This is a genomic window from Actinomadura vinacea, from assembly GCF_039532545.1.
In the GTDB taxonomy this organism is placed as follows: Bacteria; Actinomycetota; Actinomycetes; order Streptosporangiales; family Streptosporangiaceae; genus Spirillospora; species Spirillospora vinacea.
Genome location: NZ_BAAARW010000005.1, coordinates 61586 through 79494, shown reverse-complemented (window position 1 = coordinate 79494; position 17909 = coordinate 61586). Strand labels below are relative to the sequence as shown.

Here is a 17909-nt window from a genome sequence, read left to right as displayed (position 1 = left end):
TGGACGTAGGCTAGGGGGAACATGCGCGGGAGTCCGGTACGACCGGGCTGAGAGGGCGGCTATCGACGGGCCGCCGACCGCTTGGACCTGATCCGGATCATGCCGGCGAAGGGAGCGGGATGGACATTGCGATCATCGGTGCCGGTGTCATCGGGCTGGCCACCGCCTGGCGCGCCGCCGCACGCGGCGCCGCCGTCACGCTGATCGATCCGGCCCCCGCGAGCGGCGCGTCCGCCGTGGCGGCGGGCATGCTCACCCCGGTCAGCGAGCTGGCCTACGGCGAGGAGCCGCTGCTGCGCCTCGGCCTGGCCTCCCGCGACCGGTACGGCGCGTTCGCCGCCGAGCTGGAGGAGCTGACCGGGCTGCCCACCGGCTACCGCGCCGACGGCATCCTGGAGGTCGCCTTCGACGCCGACGACCTGGCCCACCTCGACGAGATGCGGCGGTTCCAGGAGTCGCTGGGCGTCCCCGCCGAGGCGCTGAGCGGCCGCGAGTGCCGCAGGCTGGAGCCGATGCTGGCGCCGGGCGTGCGCGGCGGCCTGCTGGCCCCCCGGGACGGCGCGATCGACCCGCGGCGGCTGGCGCCGGCGCTGCTGGCGGCCGCCGAGCGGCACGGTGCCCGGCTGGTGCGCGAGCACGCCGCCGCCGTGATCGTGGCGGACGACGCGGCCAGGGGCATCCGGCTCCGCGACGGCACCGAGGTCCGCGCCGACAGGGTGCTGCTGGCGGCCGGTTCCTGGTCGGGCGGCATCGGGGGCCTGCCGCCCGGGATCGTTCCACCGATCCGCCCGGTGAAGGGCCAGGTCATCCGGCTGCGCACCGCCGTGCCGTTCCTGCGGCGCTGCACCCGCGGGGTGGTGAAGGGCTCGCCGGTCTACCTCGTGCCGCGTGCCGACGGCGAGGTGGTGGTCGGCGCCACGCAGGAGGAGATGGGCTTCGACACCCGGGTGACCGCCGGCGGGCTGTGGGAGCTGCTGCGGGACGCGCGGGAGCTGCTGCCCGGCATCACCGAGCTGGAGTTCGTCGAGGTGTCGGCGGGGCTGCGCCCCGGCTCCCCCGACAACGCCCCGGTGATGGGCCCGACCGGGCTGCCCGGTCTCGTCCTCGGCACCGGCCACTTCCGCAACGGCATCCTGCTCACCCCGATCAGCGCCGACATCCTCACCGAGGCGCTGCTGGAGGGCACCGTGCCCGAGGCGGGCCGCCCGTTCACCCCCGACCGGCTGGAGGACGCGGCATGACCGAGCGGAGCGAGGGCATGAGCGCGGTTCTTGCCGGGGGGTGTGGGGGCGCGACCGGCCGAGCGCCCGGAGGGCGGTCGCGCGATCTTGCCGGGGGGTGCGGGGGGTCGTCCCCCCACCGCGAATCGTCCCCCCAGGAGGAGGCGGCATGACCGAGCGGGCGGGCGAGAGACGGCCCGGCATCACCGTGGTGGTCAACGGGGAGCCGTGCGAGCTTCCCGCGGGCACCAGCGTCGCCGACGCGGTCGCCCGGGTCACCGGGCGGTCCGGGCCGGCGGCGTCCGGGGTCGCGGCGGCGCTGAACGACGAGGTGGTACGGCGGTCGGAGTGGACCGCGACGACGCTGGCGGAGGCGGATCGGCTCGAGGTGCTGACCGCCGTGCAGGGAGGCTGACGGTGGACCCCCACGAGAACGACGACGCGCTGGTCATCGCGGGCGAGCGGATCGGCTCGCGGCTGATCACGGGAACCGGCGGCGCGCCCAGCATGAGCGTGCTGCGCGAGGCGCTGCGGGCGTCGGGCACCGCGCTCACCACGGTCGCGATGCGGCGGGTGGACCCGTCGGCCCGCGGCTCGGTGCTGGACGTGCTGCGCGAGTGCGAGATCCGGGTGCTGCCCAACACCGCGGGCTGCTTCACCGCGGGCGAGGCGGTGCTGACAGCCAAGCTGGCCCGCGAGGCGCTGGGCACCAACTGGGTGAAGCTGGAGGTCATCGCCGACGAGCACACCCTGCTGCCCGACCCGATCGAGCTGGTCGAGGCGGCCGAGCAGCTCGTGGACGACGGTTTCACGGTGCTCCCCTACACCAACGACGACCCGGTGCTGGCGCGCCGGCTGGAGCAGGCGGGCTGTGCGGCGGTGATGCCGCTGGGCTCCCCGATCGGCTCGGGCCTGGGCATCCGCAACCCGCACAACATCGAGCTGATCGTGGAGCGGGCGGGCGTCCCGGTGATCTTGGACGCGGGGGTGGGCACGGCCAGCGACGCCGCGCTGGCGATGGAGCTGGGCTGCGACGCGGTGCTGCTGGCGACGGCCGTGACCAGGGCGCGGCATCCGGCGCGGATGGCGGCGGCGATGCGGCACGCGGTGGAGGCCGGGCGGCTCGCGCGGCTGGCCGGGCGGATCCCGATGCGCCGGTACGCGCGGGCGTCGTCCCCGTGGGAGGGGACGATGAAGCAGCCCTAAAGCGTCTCCTGTAGGAGAATTCGCTGGACCTGAACGATCGGCGCCATGAGACTGGGCGCGAATCCCACCGGAACCGCACGGAATCGTTCGGTGTTGGTGGAAATATCGGCGATCTAAGGTGCAGCGCATGGAACAGGGCGAAACAACGGCCGGGCCGCGTTCCGAGCGTCTCGCCGTGGCCGCCGCGGCGGTCACGGTCGTGCTGTGGGCCTCGGCGTTCGTGGCGATCCGCAAGGCGGGCGAGGACTACAGCCCGGGCGCGCTGGCGCTCGGGCGGCTGCTGTCGGGCACGGTGGCGCTCGCCGTCATCTGCGCGGTCCGCAGGGCGGGATGGCCGCCGCGGGCCGCCTGGCCGGGGATCGCGGTCTCGGGCGTGCTGTGGTTCGGCCTCTACACGGTCGCGCTGAACTGGGGCGAGCAGTTGGTGGACGCCGGGACCGCCGCGATGGTCGTCAACATCGGGCCCATCCTGATCGCGGTGCTGGGCGGCTGGCTGCTCAAGGAGGGCTTCCCGCGCCGGCTGGTGGCCGGGCTGGCGGTGTCGTTCACCGGCGCGGTCGTGGTCGGGGCGTCGATGTCGGGCGGGGGCCGCTCGTCGGTGCTGGGCGTGCTGCTGTGCCTGGTCGCGGCGGTGACGTACGCGGCGGGCGTGCTCAGCCAGAAGCCCGCGCTGCGGCACGGCAGCGCGCTGCAGGTCACCGCCTTCGGGTGCGCGATCGGGGCGCTGGCCTGCCTGCCGTTCGCCGGGCGGCTGGCCGCCGAGGTGCCCGAGGCGTCCCTCACCGGCACGCTCAACATGGTCTACCTGGGCGTCTTCCCGACCGCGCTGGCGTTCACCACGTGGGCGTACGCGCTGGCCCGCACGTCGGCGGGGAAGATGGGCGCGACGACGTACGCGGCCCCGGCGCTGGTGGTGGTGATGTCGTGGGCGGCGCTCGGCGAAGTGCCCGGCCCACTGACCCTCCTGGGCGGCCTGCTGTGCCTGGCCGGCGTCGCGGTCTCGCGGCGAGGTCCGCGACCCGCCGCGAAGGTAAAATTTTCCACCCCAAAATCGCTCAAATCAGACGAAAGCCTCAATTGCGGACCAAGTTCTTCAGATCCCGGACGGACGGGCGAGAAGGCCCTACGATGAGGCGTGGCGGCCTGAGAAGGCCCGACCCCGCCGCCAAGATCGGCCGAGAGTCATTCTCCCGGCTGATGGGATCCGCTCGGGAAGGCCTTTACACTCGCTGTGATGGACGCTACGGTCGCAGATCCACTTATCGGGCAGGTGCTCGACGGGCGCTACCGCATCGAGTCCCGGATCGCCCGCGGCGGGATGGCCACCGTCTACCTGGCGCGCGACACCAGGCTCGATCGCGTTGTGGCGATCAAGGTGATGCACGCCGGCCTGGCCACCGACGAGGAGTTCGTCCGCCGGTTCATCGGTGAGGCCAAGGCCGCCGCCGCGCTGTCCAACCCCAACGTGGTCGCCGTCTACGACCAGGGCACCGACGGCGAGCACGTCTTCCTGGTCATGGAGTACGTCCGCGGCCGCACGCTGCGCGACGTGCTCAGCGAGCGGGGCCGGCTGGGCCCGCGCGCCGCGCTGGAGATCATGCAGCCGGTGCTGGCCGCGCTGGGCGCCGCGCACCGCGCCGGGCTGGTGCACCGCGACGTCAAGCCGGAGAACGTGCTGATCACCGAGGACGGCCAGGCCAAGGTCGCCGACTTCGGGCTGGCCCGGGCCGAGACCGCTTCCGGCATGACCAAGACCGGCATGATCATCGGCACCGTCGGCTACCTGGCCCCCGAGCAGGTGCTGTCGGGCAGCGCCGACGTCCGCTCGGACGTCTACGCCGCCGGCACCATGCTGTTCGAGCTGCTCACCGGCGAGCTGCCGCACCAGGGCGACACCCCCCTCGCGGTGGCCTACAAGCACGTCAACGACGCCGTCCCGGCGCCGTCCACCTGGGTGCCGGGGCTCCCGCACCGGCTGGACGTGCTGGTCCTGCGCGCCACCGCCCGCGAGCCCGGCCACCGCCCCCAGGACGCCAACGCCATGCTGGCCGAGGTGGCCGAGGTGTGCGCCGGCCTCCCCCGCGACTTCGACGCGCGCATGGGCACCGCCATGCCGCCCCCCGGCGGCCGGACCTCCGTGCTGCCCGCCCCCGGCATGGCGCCGCCCGGCGACTCCCGCACCCGGGTCTTCGACGCCCGCACCGCGCCCTCCAACCTGGCACCGCCGCCGCCGCGGCGCACCGCCTCCGACCGCGCCATCGGCGCCCTCACCGGCCGCTATGTGCTGATCGCGATCGGCGCGCTGGCCGCGGTTATCCTCGGCTGGGCGGTCTGGTACCAGACCTCCGGGCAGTACGACCACGTCCCCGAGCAGATCATCGGGATGCGCGTCGCCGACGCCCGCAACCAGCTGGAGCAGGGCGGGCTCGACGTCCGGGTGGCCGAACCGGTGTTCAACGACCGCGTCGCCAAGGGCCAGGTCGCCAGTACCGCCCCCGGGCCCGGCGCGCGGATCACCGAGGGCAGCACGATCACGCTGACCCCGTCCAAGGGCCGCACGCCCCGGGACGTGCCCGACGTCGCCGGCAAGACCGAGGCCGAGGCCAGGCGGATCCTGCGGGGCAAGGGCTTCACCCCCGGCCAGGTCAGCAAGGCCACGTCCCAGCAGGTCGCCAAGGACCGCGTCATGCGGACCGATCCGCGGGCCGGCACGAGCCAGTCCCCCGACGAGCCGGTCGACATCGTGGTGAGCAGCGGCATGTCGATGCCGTCGCTGGTGGGCCGCAACGGCCAGGAGGCCGAGAACCAGCTCCGCGGGATGGGCCTGGACGTCAAGGTCGAGAAGCGGAAGCAGGACGGCCGCCGGCCCGGTGCGGTCATCAGCCAGGACCCCGAGCCCGGTACCGGCGTCTCCCGCGGCGACGAGGTCACGCTGGTGGTCAACGAGCGCGACTGCTTCTTCCGCGAGTTCTTCTGCGACGACGGCGACCGCGGCGACGGCGAGCGGATCCCGGTGCCCAACGTGATGGGCCAGCCGCTCGACCAGGCCCGCAAGGCGCTGCGCGACTCCGGCTTCGACGTCAAGATCGGCAGCCGGTTCGGCAACCGCGTCGTGGGCCAGAACCCGGTCGGCGGCGAAGCTCCGCGCGGCTCGGAGATCACCATCTGGGGCTGACGGACGCCGGGAACCCGCGGACCGGCGAACCGGCGAACCGGCCGGACTGTCCGAGCCGGCGACTAAGCTGTGCGCGCTATGACCTCTCTCAAGAGCCCCGTCGGGGCGCATGTCCCGGTCGCCGGCGGGCTGGCGACCGGCGGGCTCAAGTACGCCGCCGAGATCGGCGCCGAGGCCGTCCAGGTGTTCGTGTCCAACCCGCGCGGCTGGGCGCTCCCCGAGGGGAAGCCCGCCGAGGACGCCAAGCTGCGCGGCCAGGACGCGATCCCCGTCTACGTGCACACGCCGTACCTGGTCAACTTCGGCTCCCCCAGCGCCGAGACCCTGGAGAAGTCGGTCGCGTCGGTCCGCCACTCCCTCGAACGCGGCCGCGCCATCGGCGCCCGCGGCGTCGTCGTCCACACCGGATCGGCCGTCAGCCAGTCGTACGAGGACGCCCTGGCGCAGGTGCGCGAGCACGTGCTACCGCTCCTGGAGGAGATCCCCGACGACGGCCCCGACCTGCTGCTGGAGCCGATGGCGGGCCAGGGGAAGATGCTGTGCGCCAAGGTGCAGGAGCTCGGCCCGTTCTTCGAGGCGCTGGAACACCATCCCAAGCTCGGGGTCTGCTTCGACACCTGCCACGCCTTCGCCGCGGGCCACGACCTGGCCTCCGCCGGGGGCGTCGCCGAGACCATGGAAGCCCTCGTGGCGACGGTCGGCGCGGGACGGCTGAAGCTCGTCCACGCCAACGATTCCAAGGACCCTTGCGGCTCCGCCAGGGACCACCACGAGAACATCGGCGCCGGCCACATCGGCGAGAAGCCCTTCGCCGAACTGTTCGCCCACCCGGCCGTGGCAGGGGTCCCCTTCATCATCGAGACCCCGGGCCGCGCCCCCGAGCCGCACGCCAAGGACATCACGACCCTCAAGCGCCTGCGCGACGGCTGACGCCGCGCCCGGCCGGGCCTCGACCGTCCCCTGGCCGCGGGCCCCGCGGCCAAAAGAGGCCGGGCGTCGCTGAACAACCCCCCGACTGTTCAGCGACGCCCGAACCAACGCCGCCTGATCCCACCCCCCCGGTACGGGATCCGGCGGCTCCTGATCCGGCGTGCGACTGGCGCGTGCCGGATCTCCAGTTATGTCTTGGGCCGGGGGATCTCGCCGCGGCCGTCGTGGCGCCTCGTGGTGGAGGGCCGGGCCCCGCACCATGCCCGCTCCCCCCGGATGCGGTGCGCTTCGCCGGTGTCGTCCGCCGGCTCGTGCTGCGCGGTGCCACTGAGAACACTAGGGCCCCATCGATACCGATCGGGACCGGAGACCCACCACGCTCGATAAACGGTCAGTAGTCATCGTTGTACGTAGCGTAGCGGAAAGATGAGCGGTCGGTCCGGCGGGACGAGCGGTTCTGGGAACGATCCAACGGCCTGGACCGCCCGCGCCACCCTTTCGACCTTCTCCCTATCGGACCGTCAAAGCTGCGGTAAAGAGCGTAGATCTCCGGCAGAGCTGCGGCGGAAAGCGCCTCAGAACCTACGATCTCCAAGCGCAGGCAAAGCCGGGACGACACACCCGGAGGCGGGCATGAGCGGCCGCCGGACGTCCCCGGGGGGCCGACCGGTCGTCGCCGTGCGTGATCAGCGGATGCGGTGTGTGCAGTGGGTGCGGGCTCAGTGCGGGCGTTCGCCCGCGCCCGGCTCCGCCCCGTAGCGGAGCGAGATGCCGGTGGGGCCCGAGGCGCGCGGCTCCGGTTCGGGGTCGCCGTTGCGGAACCTGCGGATCAGCAGGTCGCGGACCTCGCGGGTATGGCGGCGGCTCACCGGGAGCAGCTCCTCGCCCACCTGGACGGCGGCGCGCCCCCCGTCGAAGTGCAGCTCGCTGATGTGCGCCGACGCGACCAGGGTGCTGCGGTGGATCCGGATGAAGCCGGCCGACTCCCAGCGCCGGGCCAGCGCGGCCAGCGGCATGCGGACCAGGAAGCTGCCGTCGCCCGTGTGCAACCGCACGTAGTCGCCGTGCGCCACGACGTGCGTGACCGAGCGCCGGGACACCAGCCGGGTGCGCCCGGCCAGCTCCACCGGGACCATCTCGTCCTCCTCGGCGCGGTCCGGGGGCTCCTCGTCCCGCGCCGCGTCCCGGCGCACCGCGTCCTCGACCCGCCGCACGGCCTCGGCCAGCCGCTCGGGGCGCACCGGCTTGAGCAGGTAGTCGAGGGCGCCCAGCTCGTAGGCGGTGACGGCGCAGTCGTCGTGCGCGGTCACGAACACCACCTGCGGCGGCGAGGCGAACCCGGTGAGCAGCCGGGTGAAGTCGAGGCCGTCCAGGCCGGGCATCCGGATGTCGAGGAAGACCGCGTCCAGCCGCTCCCCCGCCCGCAGCAGCCGGCTCATGTCGCGCAGCGCCCCGGCCGCCTCGCCCGCGCGGTGGACCCGATCGATCCGCGGATCCGCACGCAGGAGGTAGACCAGTTCCTCCAGTGCCGGCACTTCGTCGTCGACCGCCAGGACGCGCAGCATAATAAGGACCTTCCCGCGATTACTTTCCGCTCGCAATCGATTTCGTTAGGTGAGTCGTCCGAGATGGCCGATCCCGGCCCACTCGGAAGCCCGCTCACCTCGGGAACAGGCCCGCCCGGTTCTTGGGGACGCGCAGATTGACCTTGGTGCCCGCGCCGAGCCCGGTCTCGACGGTCAGCCCGAACGCCTCGCCGTACAGCTGGCGCATCCGCTCGTCGACGTTGGCCAGCCCGATGCCCGCGCCGGAGCCGCCGGAGCCGCCCGTCCCGGCCGCGGTGAGGATCTCCAGCAGCCGGTCGGGGTCCATGCCCGCGCCGTCGTCCTCCACGCTGATCGCCGCCTCGGTGCCCGCGTCGCGGCCCACGATCCGGACGTGGAACGGCTCGGGGCCGCGCGCGTCGTCCATCCCGTGCCGGATGGCGTTCTCCACCAGCGGCTGCAGCGACAGGAAGGGCACCGTGACCGGCAGCACCTCGGGCGCGACCTCCACGCTGAAGCGCAGCCGGTCGCCGAACCGGGCCCGTTCCAGCAGCAGGTAGCGATCGATGGAGCGCAGTTCCTCGGCGAGCGTGGTGAAGTCGCGCGGGTTGCGGAAGGAGTAGCGGGCGAAGTCGGCGAAGTCCAGCAGCAGGTCGCGGGCCCGCTCGGGGTCGGTGCGGACGAACGAGGCGATCGTGGTCAGGGAGTTGTAGACGAAGTGCGGCGAGATCTGCGCCCGCAGCGCCCGCATCTCGGCCTCGGCGAGCCTGGTCCTGGACGAGTCGAGCTCGGCCAGCTCCAGCTGGCCCGACAGCCACCGGGCCACCTCGCTCACCGCCCGCACCCGGGCGGCCGAGGCACCGGCCACGTAGGCGGCCAGGGCGCCCTCCACACGGCCGTCGACGGCGAGCGGGGCCACCACGGCGACCCGGATCCGGCAGCGCGGATCGTCGCAGGACAGCAGTTCCGCCGGCACCACACGGGCGCGGCCGGTGGCCAGGACCTGCCGGACGTGCGCGGGCGCGTCCGCGGAGTGCCCGGGGCCGCCCGCACCCTCCCAGACCAGCAGCCGGCAGCACTCCGCCTCCCGCGCCGCCTCCCGCGCCGCGCCGCGGCCCTCCCCGGACCGGGCGGCGGCCACCACCGCGACCGCCTCGGCGCCCAGCAGCGACCGCAGGTCACGGGCCGCCTTCCGCGCCGACTCCCTGGTCAGCCCGTTGCGGAGGGAGGGCGCCGCCCGGGAGATGGTGTGCAGGGTCGCGAAGGTGACCTCGTCGGCCACGGCGCCCAGCCCGCTCCGCCGCACGCGCAGCCACCAGCACAGCGCGGCGGCGGAGACGGCCGAACCCGTGACGACGGCATGGGTCACCACGTCGAACACGGAAAGTGCTGACATGGAAACGTACGGTAACGCCAGCGCGGCGCCCGCGCGGCGTCAACCGCGCAACCCGCCCGGCCCCCTCCGGGAACACCTGGTCAGGGCCGCGGTTCCCGCAGCGGCCCGCGGATCACAGCGGCGGCGACTCGTCGGCGTCCTCCTGGTAGGAGTAGCGCTGCTCGCGCCACGGGTCGGCCACGTTGTGGTAGCCGCGCTCCTCCCAGAACCCCCGGCGGTCCTTCACCATGTACTCGATCCCGCGCACCCACTTGACGCTCTTCCACGCGTACAGGTGCGGCACGACGAGGCGGATCGGGAAGCCGTGATCGGGGCTGAGGCGCTCGCCGTCGCGGTGGGTCGCGAACATCGTCCCGTCGGCCAGGAAGTCGCTCATCCGGATGTTGGCGCTGTAGCCGTACTCCGCCCACACCATCACGTGCGTGACGTCGGAGTGCGGCGGCGCCAGCTCGACGATGGCGGTGCCGGAGATCCCCTCCCACTCGTTGTCGGGGATCGTGAACTTGGTGACGCAGTGGAAGTCGGCGACGGCCTTGGTCCGCGGCAGGGCGTCGAACTCGTCCCACGACCAGGCGTGCTGGCCGCCCGACTCGGTGGCGCCGAACACCCGGAAGTCCCAGTCGGCGGGACGGAACTTGGGCACCGGGCCGTAGTGGAGGACCGGCCAATCGCGAGGGACGTATTGCCCGGGCGGGAGATCCCGCCGGTCGTCTGAGGAGCGTTCGGGTCGGGACATGACTCGGGCCATACTGCCATCCGTAGTGAGCTGAGCCATATTCGCCCCCTGCCCTCCGGTCCCCGGCACGGCATCCGCTACGCTGTGACCCATGCGCAACGTGGTGTATTTCTTTTGGTTCGACCAGCCCGGCAGGCTGGTCTGCCAGACGCTGCGCTGACAGACCTGAGACGAGGAGCCCCGGGCCACCACGGCCCGGGGCTTTCGTCGTTCCAGGGCGCTTTCGCCGGGCCCGGACGGGTCCGGCAGGATGAGGAGAGGCAACAAACAATGGTCGTCGTCATGGCCCCGGGGGCCACCGAAGCCGATATCAGGGCCGTCGTCTCACTGGTCGAGACGGCGGGCGGGGACGCCTTCGTCAGCCGTGGGGTGGAGCGCACCATCGTCGGGCTGGTCGGGGACGTCCAGCAGTTCGGCTCGCTCAACCTGCGCGGGATGGGCGGGGTCAGCGACGTCATCCGGATCTCGGTCCCCTACAAGCTGGTCAGCAGGGAGAACCACGCCGAGCGCTCGGTGGTGCGGGTGGGCGGAGTGCCGATCGGCCCCGGCACCATGACGCTGATCGCCGGCCCGTGCGCGGTGGAGACGCCCGAGCAGACCCTGCAGGCCGCGCAGATGGCCCAGGCCGCCGGGTCGACCCTGCTGCGCGGAGGCGCGTTCAAGCCGCGCAGCTCCCCCTACGCCTTCCAGGGGCTCGGCGAGGCCGGGCTGCGGATCCTGGCGGACGTGCGGGAGGAGACCGGCATGCCGGTCGTCACCGAGGTCGTGGACGCCAAGGACGTGGAGCTGGTCGCCTCGTACGCCGACATGCTCCAGATCGGCACCCGCAACGCGCAGAACTTCGCGCTCCTGCAGGCGGCCGGCGAGTCGGGCAAGCCGGTGCTGCTCAAGCGCGGCATGAGCGGCACCATCGAGGAGTGGCTGATGGCCGCCGAGTACATCGCCCAGCGCGGCAACCTCGACATCGTGCTGTGCGAGCGGGGCATCCGCACCTTCGAGAAGGCCACCCGCAACACCCTCGACATCTCCGCGGTGCCGGTCGCCCAGCGCCTCTCCCACCTGCCGGTGATCGTGGACCCCTCGCACTCGGGCGGCAGCCGCGACCTGGTGCTGCCGCTGAGCCGGGCGGCGATCGCGGTCGGCGCGGACGGCGTGATCATCGACGTGCACCCGCACCCGGAGACCGCGCTGTGCGACGGGCCGCAGGCCCTGGTGGACGGCGACCTGCGCGAGCTGGCCCGGCTGGTGCGGGAGCTGCCGCCGCTGGTGGGCCGATCGCTGGCGGTGTCCGACGGCGACGCGGTCCCGGCCTGATCGTGCCGGTCTGATCCTCGTCCCTCGCCTCTCCCCTTCGGCGGGCGTGGGCCGCGCCGGGGGCCCCGCCTGGGCCGCGCCGGGGCCGCTCGTCCCGGCGCGGCCCGGCCCGGCGGCATGGCGCCGTACGGGTGGTAGCCTCGCTTTTCGTGGAGTACTGGACACCGAACTGCGGGCCGCCCCGCGCCTGAAGGGGCGCGGCGACCTTCCTCTGAGTTCCCGCGGACCCGGCGCGCACGCGCCCGGTCCCTTTTTCCTGCGCCCCGAATCCGGATCCTTCTCACCGATTCGAGTTCAGGAGCGTTCCTCCCATGTCCGTACGCCCTCGCTCGTCCGTGCGCAACACGTCCGCACGCGTCACCGAGCATGACTCCGCCGCGGGTTCCGGAACCGCGGCGCGCCGTCCCGGCGGCCGTCTGGGCGGCGCCGCCGACGTTCTGGCGGCCGCCTGCCTGTGGGGCACCACCGGCACCGTCCGCACCTTCGTCCCGGAGGCCTCCAGCGCCTCCATCGCCGCCGTCCGGATCGTCATGGGCGGCGTGCTGCTACTGGCCCTCGCCGCCCTCACCGCGCGCGGGACGGGCCTGCGCCGACTGCTGAGGTCCCGCCGCAACCGGCACCTGCTGGGCGTGGGAGCGGTCGCGGTCGCCGTCTACCAGATCGCCTTCTTCGTCGCCGCCGCCCGCACCGGAGTGGCGATCGGGACGGTCGTCACCATCGGCAGTGCGCCCGCGTTCGCCGGGCTGCTCGGCCTGATCACCCGGCAGTCGGCGTTCGGCGGCCGGTGGGCGCTGGCGACCGGGGGCGCGATCGCCGGCTGCGCCGCGCTGGTCGCCGGCGGCCAGGACGCCGGAGCCGAGCCGCTGGGGATCGGCCTGGCCGTGCTGTCGGGGCTGTCCTACGCGGTGTACGCCACCGTGGCGTCCACTCTCATCGCCCGCGGCGAGGAGGGCCGGGCCGTCACCGGCGCGCTGTTCGGGGTGGCCGCCGTGCTGCTGCTGCCGGTCCTGGCGACCGGCTCCGCCGGGTGGGTGCTCGGCGGCACGGGCCTGCTCGTCGCGCTCTACCTGGGCGTGGTGACGACGGCGGGCGGCTACGTGCTGTTCGCGCGCGGGCTGCGCACCACGCCCGCGACCACGGCCACGACGCTGACGCTGGCCGAGCCCGCGGTGGCGGCGGTGCTGGGCGTGGCGGTGCTGGACGAGCGGCTCGGCGGCGTCGCGCTCGGCGGGCTGGCGCTGCTGGTGGCGAGCCTGCTCGTGCTGGTCCTGCCCGCACGGCGGTGATCCGGACGGCCCGGCGGTCCGCTCCGGGCCGCCGGGCCCGCGCCCGATCCGCCGCCGCTCCCCGATAACGGGTTCCGAAAAATTGGTCTGAACCACTGGGCAGGGCGGGCGCGGGAGTGGATGATGTCCGGCATGACAACGGGCGAGGGGGACGCCGGTGGGCGGCTTTTCCCCGAGGACCTGGACGGCGTCGATCCGGTCGCCGCGGTGATGCTCGCGGACGCCTGCCGCGCCATCGCGGCCTACCCCGAGCTGGTGGCGGTCGGCGCCCTGTTCACCGCGGCCGAGCGCGTCGCCGACGGCTGGCAGGTCGTCTGCCCCTGCGACCCGCTGCCGCAGGGCGCCAGGGAGATGCTCGCCGACCATCTGGAGGACACCTGCGCCGGGCCGCTCGCCGCGGCCGGGCGGCGGCTGCGGTTCGACCCGGTGGACGAGCTGGCGGTGGCGGGCCGGCGGTTCCGCGTCCTGCGCATCGAGCAGCTGGTGCGGACCGGTCCGGACGGCCCCGAGCCGCCCCGGCCCACCGACTTCGACCCGCGGCCCGGAGACCACCGGCTGCCCCGCTGCCGCCCGTTCGACCTGCTGCGCGACGGCCACGCCATCCCCGATCTGGCCACCGCCGAGCTGCTGTGCCAGCTCCTGGACGCCACGTCGCGGACCGGCGCCGAGCCGCCGGAGTCGTTCCTGACGCCGGTGCAGCTGGCCCCGGTGTTCACCGTCGCGGAACGTTCCGAAGGGCGCTGGCTCCCGGTGGGACGGCTGCACGAGACGCCGCAGCAGACGCGCGACTCCCTGGCCACCTACTTCCGGCACGTGGTCCCGGCGGTGGAGCGGCCCTGCGAGGCCGACCTGGCCGAGTACGCCGAGGCCGCCTCGCTGATGGCCGACGCCACCCGCCGCAACGGGATCGCGGTGGCGGGCCGGCGGTTCCGCATCGTCCGGCTGGAGCGGCTCACGCTGATGGGCCCGGACGGCCCCGAGCCACCCCGTCCGACCGACGCCGACCCGCGCTGAGCCACCGGCCGCCGAACGGGCGGGCCGGCCGCGCTCAGGCGGCGGCGTCGTCGCCGTAGACGGGGCGGTGCTCCTGGACGGAGCCGGCCAGCTGCTCGGCCAGCTCGCCCACGTCCAGCCGCTTCTCGATCTGCCGCAGGTCGTCGATCTTGGCCCGGGTCTCGGCCCGGCGCGGGGCCAGCAGCGTGCAGCAGTCCTCGTCGGGCAGCTCGGAGATCGACAGCGTCCGGATCCGGCGCGCCTGGTCCATGATCTCGATCTTGTCCATGCCGATCAGCGGGCGCAGGATGGGCAGCTCCACCGCGTCGTCCAGGGCGGTGATGTTGGCCAGCGTCTGGCTGCTGACCTGGCCCAGCGCGTCGCCGGTGATGAGCGTGCCGCCGCGCAGCCGGCGGGCCAGCAGCTCGCCGGTGCGCAGCATCAGCCGGCGCTGCGCGATGACCGCCAGCCGGTCGGCGCCCGAGGACTTGATCTGCTGCTGCGCCTTGCCGAACGGCACCACGAACAGCCGGGAGCCGCCCTGGAACCTGTCCAGCTCGCGGACCAGCGCGTAGGCCTTGTAGATCGACTCGGGGCCGGTGAACGGCATGCCGGAGAAGTGCAGGTAGTCGACCCGCAGCCCGCGCCGCATCATCCGGTAGGCGGCGACCGGCGAGTCGATCCCGCCCGACATCAGCACCAGGCCGCGGCCGCTCATCCCGACCGGGAGCCCGCCCTGGCCGGGCAGCCCGCCGGAGTACACGAACGCCTCGTCCCGGTCGATCTCGATGGACAGCGTGTGGTCGGGGTTCTTCAACCGGACCGGCAGGCCGTACCGGCCGGCGATCGCGGCGCCGATCCTGCGGTCGAGCTCGGTCGAGGTCAGCGGGAACCGCTTGTCGCGGCGGCGGGCGCGGACCGCGAACGTGCCCGCGCGCCCGGCCATCAGCTCCAGCGCGGCCCGCTCGACGCTCTCCACGTCCTTGCCGACCCGCCAGGCGCGGTGCGCCCAGACGATGCCCATCACGTCGGTGATCCGCTCGGCCAGCCGGTCGACCGTGGCGGCGGTGGCGTCCTTGGTCCGGACGATCATCACGCCGTGCCGGCGGACCACGTCGACCCGGGCGATCGGGCGGACCGCGGCGCGCAGGTTGTCGGCGAGCCGCTTCTCGAACAGCTCGCGGTTCTTGCCCTTGAGGACGACCTCGCCCAGCTTGATCAGCACGCACGGCTCGCCGTCGACCGGCAGCCCGGTGTCGGCCGCCTGCGGGCCGTCGGCGGCGATCGCGGTGTCGAGCGGCGGCATGCGGCATCCTCCTGGACGGACCTGAAACGGGATCGATCTCTAGTGTGACCCACAGACCGCAACGCCGCGACTCGGATACCTGTTCCCTTTCATTGTGGGGGGCGACCCCCCACGCCCCCCGGGACGTAGCGAAGCGCCTCCTTCGCTCCGCTGGCGCTCCGCTACGGACCCGCTCCGCTACGCCTGCCCGTCCTCTCCACTCCGCCGGCGCTCCGCTCCGGGCCGGGCAGTGGGAAAAACGAGGTTGTTGCGGGGCGGGGGAAGGAGGGCCCGGGTCTAGCCGAAGAAGACCTCGGCTTCGGCGTAGCGCTCCACCGGGACGGTCTTCAGTTCCTTGGTGGCCTCGGCCAGGCCGACGCGGACGATGTCGGTGCCGCGCAGGGCGACCATCTTGCCGTAGTCGCCGTCGCGGACCGCGTCGATGGCCTGGAGCCCGAACCGGGTGGCCAGGACGCGGTCGAACGCGGTGGGGGTGCCGCCGCGCTGGATGTGGCCGAGGACGGTGGCGCGGGCCTCCTTCCCGGTGCGCTTCTCGATCTCGTCGGCGAGCCGCTGCCCGATGCCGCCGAGCCGGACGTGCCCGAAGGCGTCCCGCTCGCCGGTCTGGAGCTGCATCTGGCCGTCCACCGGGTGGGCGCCCTCGGAGACCACGATGATCGGCGCGTAGCGGGTCTTGAACCGGCTCTCGACGTAGGCGACGACCTTCTCGATGTCGAACGGCTGCTCGGGGATGAGGATCACGTTGGCGCCCGCGGCCATGCCCGCGTGCAGCGCGATCCAGCCCGCGTGCCGGCCCATGACCTCGCAGATCAGCGCGCGGTGGTGGCTCTCGGCGGTGGTGTGCAGCCGGTCGATGGCCTCCATCGCGATGCCGACGGCGGTGTCGAAGCCGAAGGTGTAGTCGGTGGCGTTGAGGTCGTTGTCGATGGTCTTGGGGACGCCGACCACGTTGACGCCGTTGTCGAACAGCTCGCGGGCGACGCCGAGGGTGTCCTCGCCGCCGATGGCGATGAGGGCGTCGACGCCCAGCCCGGCCAGGTTGTCCTTGATCCGCTCGACGCCGCCCTCGACCTTGACCGGGTTGGTCCGGGAGGAGCCGAGGATGGTGCCGCCGCGCGGCAGGATGCCGCGTACCGCCTCGATGTCGAGGGCCATGGTGTCGCCCTCCAGCGGGCCGCGCCAGCCCGCCCGGAAGCCCACGAACTCGTAGCCGAAGACCTGCACGCCCTTGCGCACCACGGCGCGGATGACGGCGTTCAGGCCGGGGCAGTCACCGCCTCCGGTCAGCACTCCGACGCGCATGCCCTCTCCCTCAACAGACACCGGGCTCCTCCCTCTGTTCCACCAGCTCAAGCCTAGTCCCCGGCGCACCCCGCGATGGTGCGTTCCCGCACTTCGCGGGCGTGCCGCCATTGGTCTAGACCATAGTGCTTCGGCGGGGTGTGCCGCGCACGTTCGGCGCAGCCGGGGGTCAGCGGCGGGCGGCGGGGCCGAGCGTCCGGGCGCGGCCCATGATCTGGACGATCACGCCGCCCGGGACGCGCCGCACCGCGGCCCTGCGGCGGCGCGGCTCGCCTCGTCCGTCGTACCGGAACCGGGCGTCGGTGAGCGCCAGTTCCCGCACCGCTTCGGCGGAGAGCCCGCCGGTGTGCTCGCGCGCGAAGTCCCAGGCGTCGCGGACCGATCCGTTGGTGGGACGCCGCGCGGCCCAGTCGGCGAAGGTGTTCTTCCAGTCCGGTCCGTACGAGGCGGCGAGCGCGGGCCAGGTGCGGGCCACCTCGCTCGCCCGCTTGTAGAGGATGCTGCGCGCGGCGGCGTCCACGGCGGCGGGGTCGAACCCGGGCGGGAGCGGCCCGCCCGCGGTGATCGCCCGGACCAGGGCCTCCTGCGCCGCCGCCAGACCCGCGTCGAGGGGCTCGTTCGGGCCGCTCATGTGACGGGGGCGTGGCCGGAGGCGGTGGCGATGGCGTCGAGCTCCTCGCGCAGTTCGGCGGCGGGCGGGTAGCGGCCGTCGCGTTCCAGCAGGAAGCCGGGCGGCCGGTGGCGGGCGCACAGCTCGCGGATGAGGTCGAGGACCTCCACCGGTACGGGGGCGGCGTGGGTGTCGTGGTAGCGGCCGCCCTCCTGCGAGCCGCCCGCCACATGGCAGTACGCGACGCGTTCCAGGGGCAGGCGGTCGAGGAGCGCCACCGGGTCCTCGCCCTGGTTGCGGGCGTTGGCGTAGACGTTGGCGACGTCGAGCAGGAGCAGGGCGCCGGTGCGTTCCAGCAGTTCGGTCAGGAAGTCGCCCTCCTCGTACTCGGCGTCGGGCCAGTCGAACAGTGTCGCGATCGGCTCCACCGCCAGCGGCACCGGCAGCTCGGCCTGGGTGCGGCGGATGTTGGCGGTGAGCGCGTCCAGCGCGGCGCGGGTGCGCGGGACGGGCAGCAGGTGCCCGGCCTCGATCCCGCCCGCCCGCACGAACGCGACGTGCTCGCTGACCAGCGGGGCGCGCAGCGCCTCGGCGCATTCGGCCAGGTGCGCGACGCGCTCGGCGGCGACCGGTTCGGCACCGCCGAGGGACAGCTTCACCCCGTGCGGGACGACCGCGGCGCCGCGGTCGCGCAGCTCGAGCAGCTCGGGGGGCGGATGGGCGGTGTGCACCGATTCGGCGACCACCTCGGTGAAGCGCTGGCCGGGCAGCGACTCGACGAACCCGGCGATCTCCGGCCGCCAGCCGATGCCCACGCCGAACCCTGCGAGCATGCTCAGGTCCTCCCCTGCGGGTGTTCCGGGTCCCCATCGTTCCACCGAACGTTCGCGC

The 17909-nt window shown here is 73.7% G+C and carries 16 protein-coding genes and 1 riboswitch; of the genes, 9 read left to right on the top strand and 7 right to left on the bottom strand.

The genetic code is table 11. The annotated features are described in order from the left end of the window. Nucleotides 1-15: 15 nt before the first annotated feature. Nucleotides 16-131, top strand: a riboswitch (TPP riboswitch). The 6 genes from thiO (at nt 120) to ABD340_RS06890 (ending at nt 6531) form a co-directional block, all read left to right on the top strand. After that, nucleotides 120-1241 (top strand): glycine oxidase ThiO, encoded by a 1122-nt coding sequence (gene thiO, locus ABD340_RS06915; protein WP_344587716.1) that lies wholly within the window; start codon nt 120-122, stop codon nt 1239-1241. (Overlaps the previous riboswitch by 12 nt.) A 148-nt stretch (nt 1242-1389) precedes the next feature. Then, a complete protein-coding gene (gene thiS, locus ABD340_RS06910; RefSeq protein ID WP_344587714.1) occupies nt 1390-1635 on the top strand; it encodes a sulfur carrier protein ThiS in 246 nt (81 codons plus the stop codon). 2 nt (nt 1636-1637) lie between these two features. Beyond that, nucleotides 1638-2426, top strand: coding sequence for a thiazole synthase (locus ABD340_RS06905; RefSeq protein ID WP_344587712.1), 789 nt, complete (start codon nt 1638-1640; stop codon nt 2424-2426). Between the two features lie 127 nt (nt 2427-2553). Then, entirely contained in the window at nt 2554-3558 is a 1005-nt protein-coding gene (locus tag ABD340_RS06900; RefSeq protein ID WP_344587710.1) for a DMT family transporter, read from the top strand. Between the two features lie 102 nt (nt 3559-3660). Further along, nucleotides 3661-5601, top strand: coding sequence for a Stk1 family PASTA domain-containing Ser/Thr kinase (pknB, locus tag ABD340_RS06895; protein ID WP_344587709.1), 1941 nt, complete (start codon nt 3661-3663; stop codon nt 5599-5601). A 78-nt stretch (nt 5602-5679) separates the two neighbouring features. Further along, nucleotides 5680-6531: a deoxyribonuclease IV gene (locus tag ABD340_RS06890; protein WP_344587708.1), complete on the top strand. Its 852-nt coding sequence runs from the start codon at nt 5680-5682 to the stop codon at nt 6529-6531. 719 nt (nt 6532-7250) lie between these two features. Here ABD340_RS06890 and ABD340_RS06885 read toward each other — a convergent pair. The 3 genes from ABD340_RS06885 to ABD340_RS06875 all read right to left on the bottom strand — a co-directional run bounded on the left by ABD340_RS06885 (nt 7251) and on the right by ABD340_RS06875 (nt 10219). Continuing rightward, the gene (locus tag ABD340_RS06885; protein WP_344587707.1) at nt 7251-8096 is read right to left on the bottom strand and encodes a LytR/AlgR family response regulator transcription factor; all 846 of its coding nucleotides are present in this window, start codon (nt 8094-8096) and stop codon (nt 7251-7253) included. Between the two features lie 94 nt (nt 8097-8190). Beyond that, on the bottom strand, nt 8191-9471 hold the full coding sequence (locus tag ABD340_RS06880; RefSeq protein ID WP_344587706.1) for a sensor histidine kinase: 1281 nt from the start codon (nt 9469-9471) through the stop codon (nt 8191-8193). 112 nt (nt 9472-9583) lie between these two features. Then, a complete protein-coding gene (locus ABD340_RS06875; protein WP_344587705.1) occupies nt 9584-10219 on the bottom strand; it encodes a sulfite oxidase-like oxidoreductase in 636 nt (211 codons plus the stop codon). A gap of 258 nt (nt 10220-10477) precedes the next feature. Between ABD340_RS06875 and aroF the strand changes: the two genes are divergently transcribed. The 3 genes from aroF to ABD340_RS06860 all read left to right on the top strand — a co-directional run bounded on the left by aroF (nt 10478) and on the right by ABD340_RS06860 (nt 13821). Further along, nucleotides 10478-11521 (top strand): 3-deoxy-7-phosphoheptulonate synthase, encoded by a 1044-nt coding sequence (gene aroF / locus ABD340_RS06870; protein ID WP_344587704.1) that lies wholly within the window; start codon nt 10478-10480, stop codon nt 11519-11521. Between the two features lie 311 nt (nt 11522-11832). Further along, on the top strand, nt 11833-12807 hold the full coding sequence (locus tag ABD340_RS06865; RefSeq protein WP_344587700.1) for an EamA family transporter: 975 nt from the start codon (nt 11833-11835) through the stop codon (nt 12805-12807). Nucleotides 12808-12939: 132 nt separating this feature from the next. Then, complete coding sequence (locus ABD340_RS06860; RefSeq protein ID WP_344587698.1) at nt 12940-13821, top strand: DUF5954 family protein; 882 nt, start codon at nt 12940-12942, stop codon at nt 13819-13821. Nucleotides 13822-13855: 34 nt separating this feature from the next. On the opposite strand, the gene thiI is transcribed toward ABD340_RS06860, so the two are convergent. The 4 genes from thiI to ABD340_RS06840 form a co-directional block, all read right to left on the bottom strand. After that, nucleotides 13856-15106: a tRNA uracil 4-sulfurtransferase ThiI gene (thiI, locus tag ABD340_RS06855; protein WP_344587696.1), complete on the bottom strand. Its 1251-nt coding sequence runs from the start codon at nt 15104-15106 to the stop codon at nt 13856-13858. A gap of 276 nt (nt 15107-15382) precedes the next feature. Further along, nucleotides 15383-16408, bottom strand: a complete 1026-nt coding sequence (locus ABD340_RS06850; RefSeq protein ID WP_344588083.1) for a 6-phosphofructokinase — start codon at nt 16406-16408, stop codon at nt 15383-15385. 169 nt (nt 16409-16577) lie between these two features. Continuing rightward, a complete protein-coding gene (locus ABD340_RS06845) occupies nt 16578-17039 on the bottom strand; it encodes an SCO6045 C-terminal-like domain-containing protein (protein ID WP_344587694.1) in 462 nt (153 codons plus the stop codon). Then, nucleotides 17036-17851: an MbnB/TglH/ChrH family RiPP precursor modification enzyme gene (locus ABD340_RS06840; protein WP_344587693.1), complete on the bottom strand. Its 816-nt coding sequence runs from the start codon at nt 17849-17851 to the stop codon at nt 17036-17038. Before ABD340_RS06840 ends, ABD340_RS06845 begins: the two co-directional genes overlap by 4 nt. Nucleotides 17852-17909: the final 58 nt, after the last annotated feature.

Excerpts from the sequence above, each read along its gene's own strand:
- thiO (WP_344587716.1), top strand. The coding sequence starts at position 120 with ATGGACATTGCGATCATCGGTGCCGGTGTCATCGGGCTGGCCACCGCC.
- thiS (WP_344587714.1), top strand. The coding sequence starts at position 1,390 with ATGACCGAGCGGGCGGGCGAGAGACGGCCCGGCATCACCGTGGTGGTC.
- ABD340_RS06900 (WP_344587710.1), top strand. The coding sequence starts at position 2,554 with ATGGAACAGGGCGAAACAACGGCCGGGCCGCGTTCCGAGCGTCTCGCC.
- pknB (WP_344587709.1), top strand. The coding sequence starts at position 3,661 with ATGGACGCTACGGTCGCAGATCCACTTATCGGGCAGGTGCTCGACGGG.
- ABD340_RS06890 (WP_344587708.1), top strand. The coding sequence starts at position 5,680 with ATGACCTCTCTCAAGAGCCCCGTCGGGGCGCATGTCCCGGTCGCCGGC.
- ABD340_RS06885 (WP_344587707.1), bottom strand. The coding sequence starts at position 8,096 with ATGCTGCGCGTCCTGGCGGTCGACGACGAAGTGCCGGCACTGGAGGAA.
- ABD340_RS06880 (WP_344587706.1), bottom strand. The coding sequence starts at position 9,471 with ATGTCAGCACTTTCCGTGTTCGACGTGGTGACCCATGCCGTCGTCACG.
- ABD340_RS06875 (WP_344587705.1), bottom strand. The coding sequence starts at position 10,219 with ATGGCCCGAGTCATGTCCCGACCCGAACGCTCCTCAGACGACCGGCGG.
- aroF (WP_344587704.1), top strand. The coding sequence starts at position 10,478 with ATGGTCGTCGTCATGGCCCCGGGGGCCACCGAAGCCGATATCAGGGCC.
- ABD340_RS06865 (WP_344587700.1), top strand. The coding sequence starts at position 11,833 with ATGTCCGTACGCCCTCGCTCGTCCGTGCGCAACACGTCCGCACGCGTC.
- ABD340_RS06860 (WP_344587698.1), top strand. The coding sequence starts at position 12,940 with ATGACAACGGGCGAGGGGGACGCCGGTGGGCGGCTTTTCCCCGAGGAC.
- thiI (WP_344587696.1), bottom strand. The coding sequence starts at position 15,106 with ATGCCGCCGCTCGACACCGCGATCGCCGCCGACGGCCCGCAGGCGGCC.
- ABD340_RS06850 (WP_344588083.1), bottom strand. The coding sequence starts at position 16,408 with ATGCGCGTCGGAGTGCTGACCGGAGGCGGTGACTGCCCCGGCCTGAAC.
- ABD340_RS06845 (WP_344587694.1), bottom strand. The coding sequence starts at position 17,039 with ATGAGCGGCCCGAACGAGCCCCTCGACGCGGGTCTGGCGGCGGCGCAG.
- ABD340_RS06840 (WP_344587693.1), bottom strand. The coding sequence starts at position 17,851 with ATGCTCGCAGGGTTCGGCGTGGGCATCGGCTGGCGGCCGGAGATCGCC.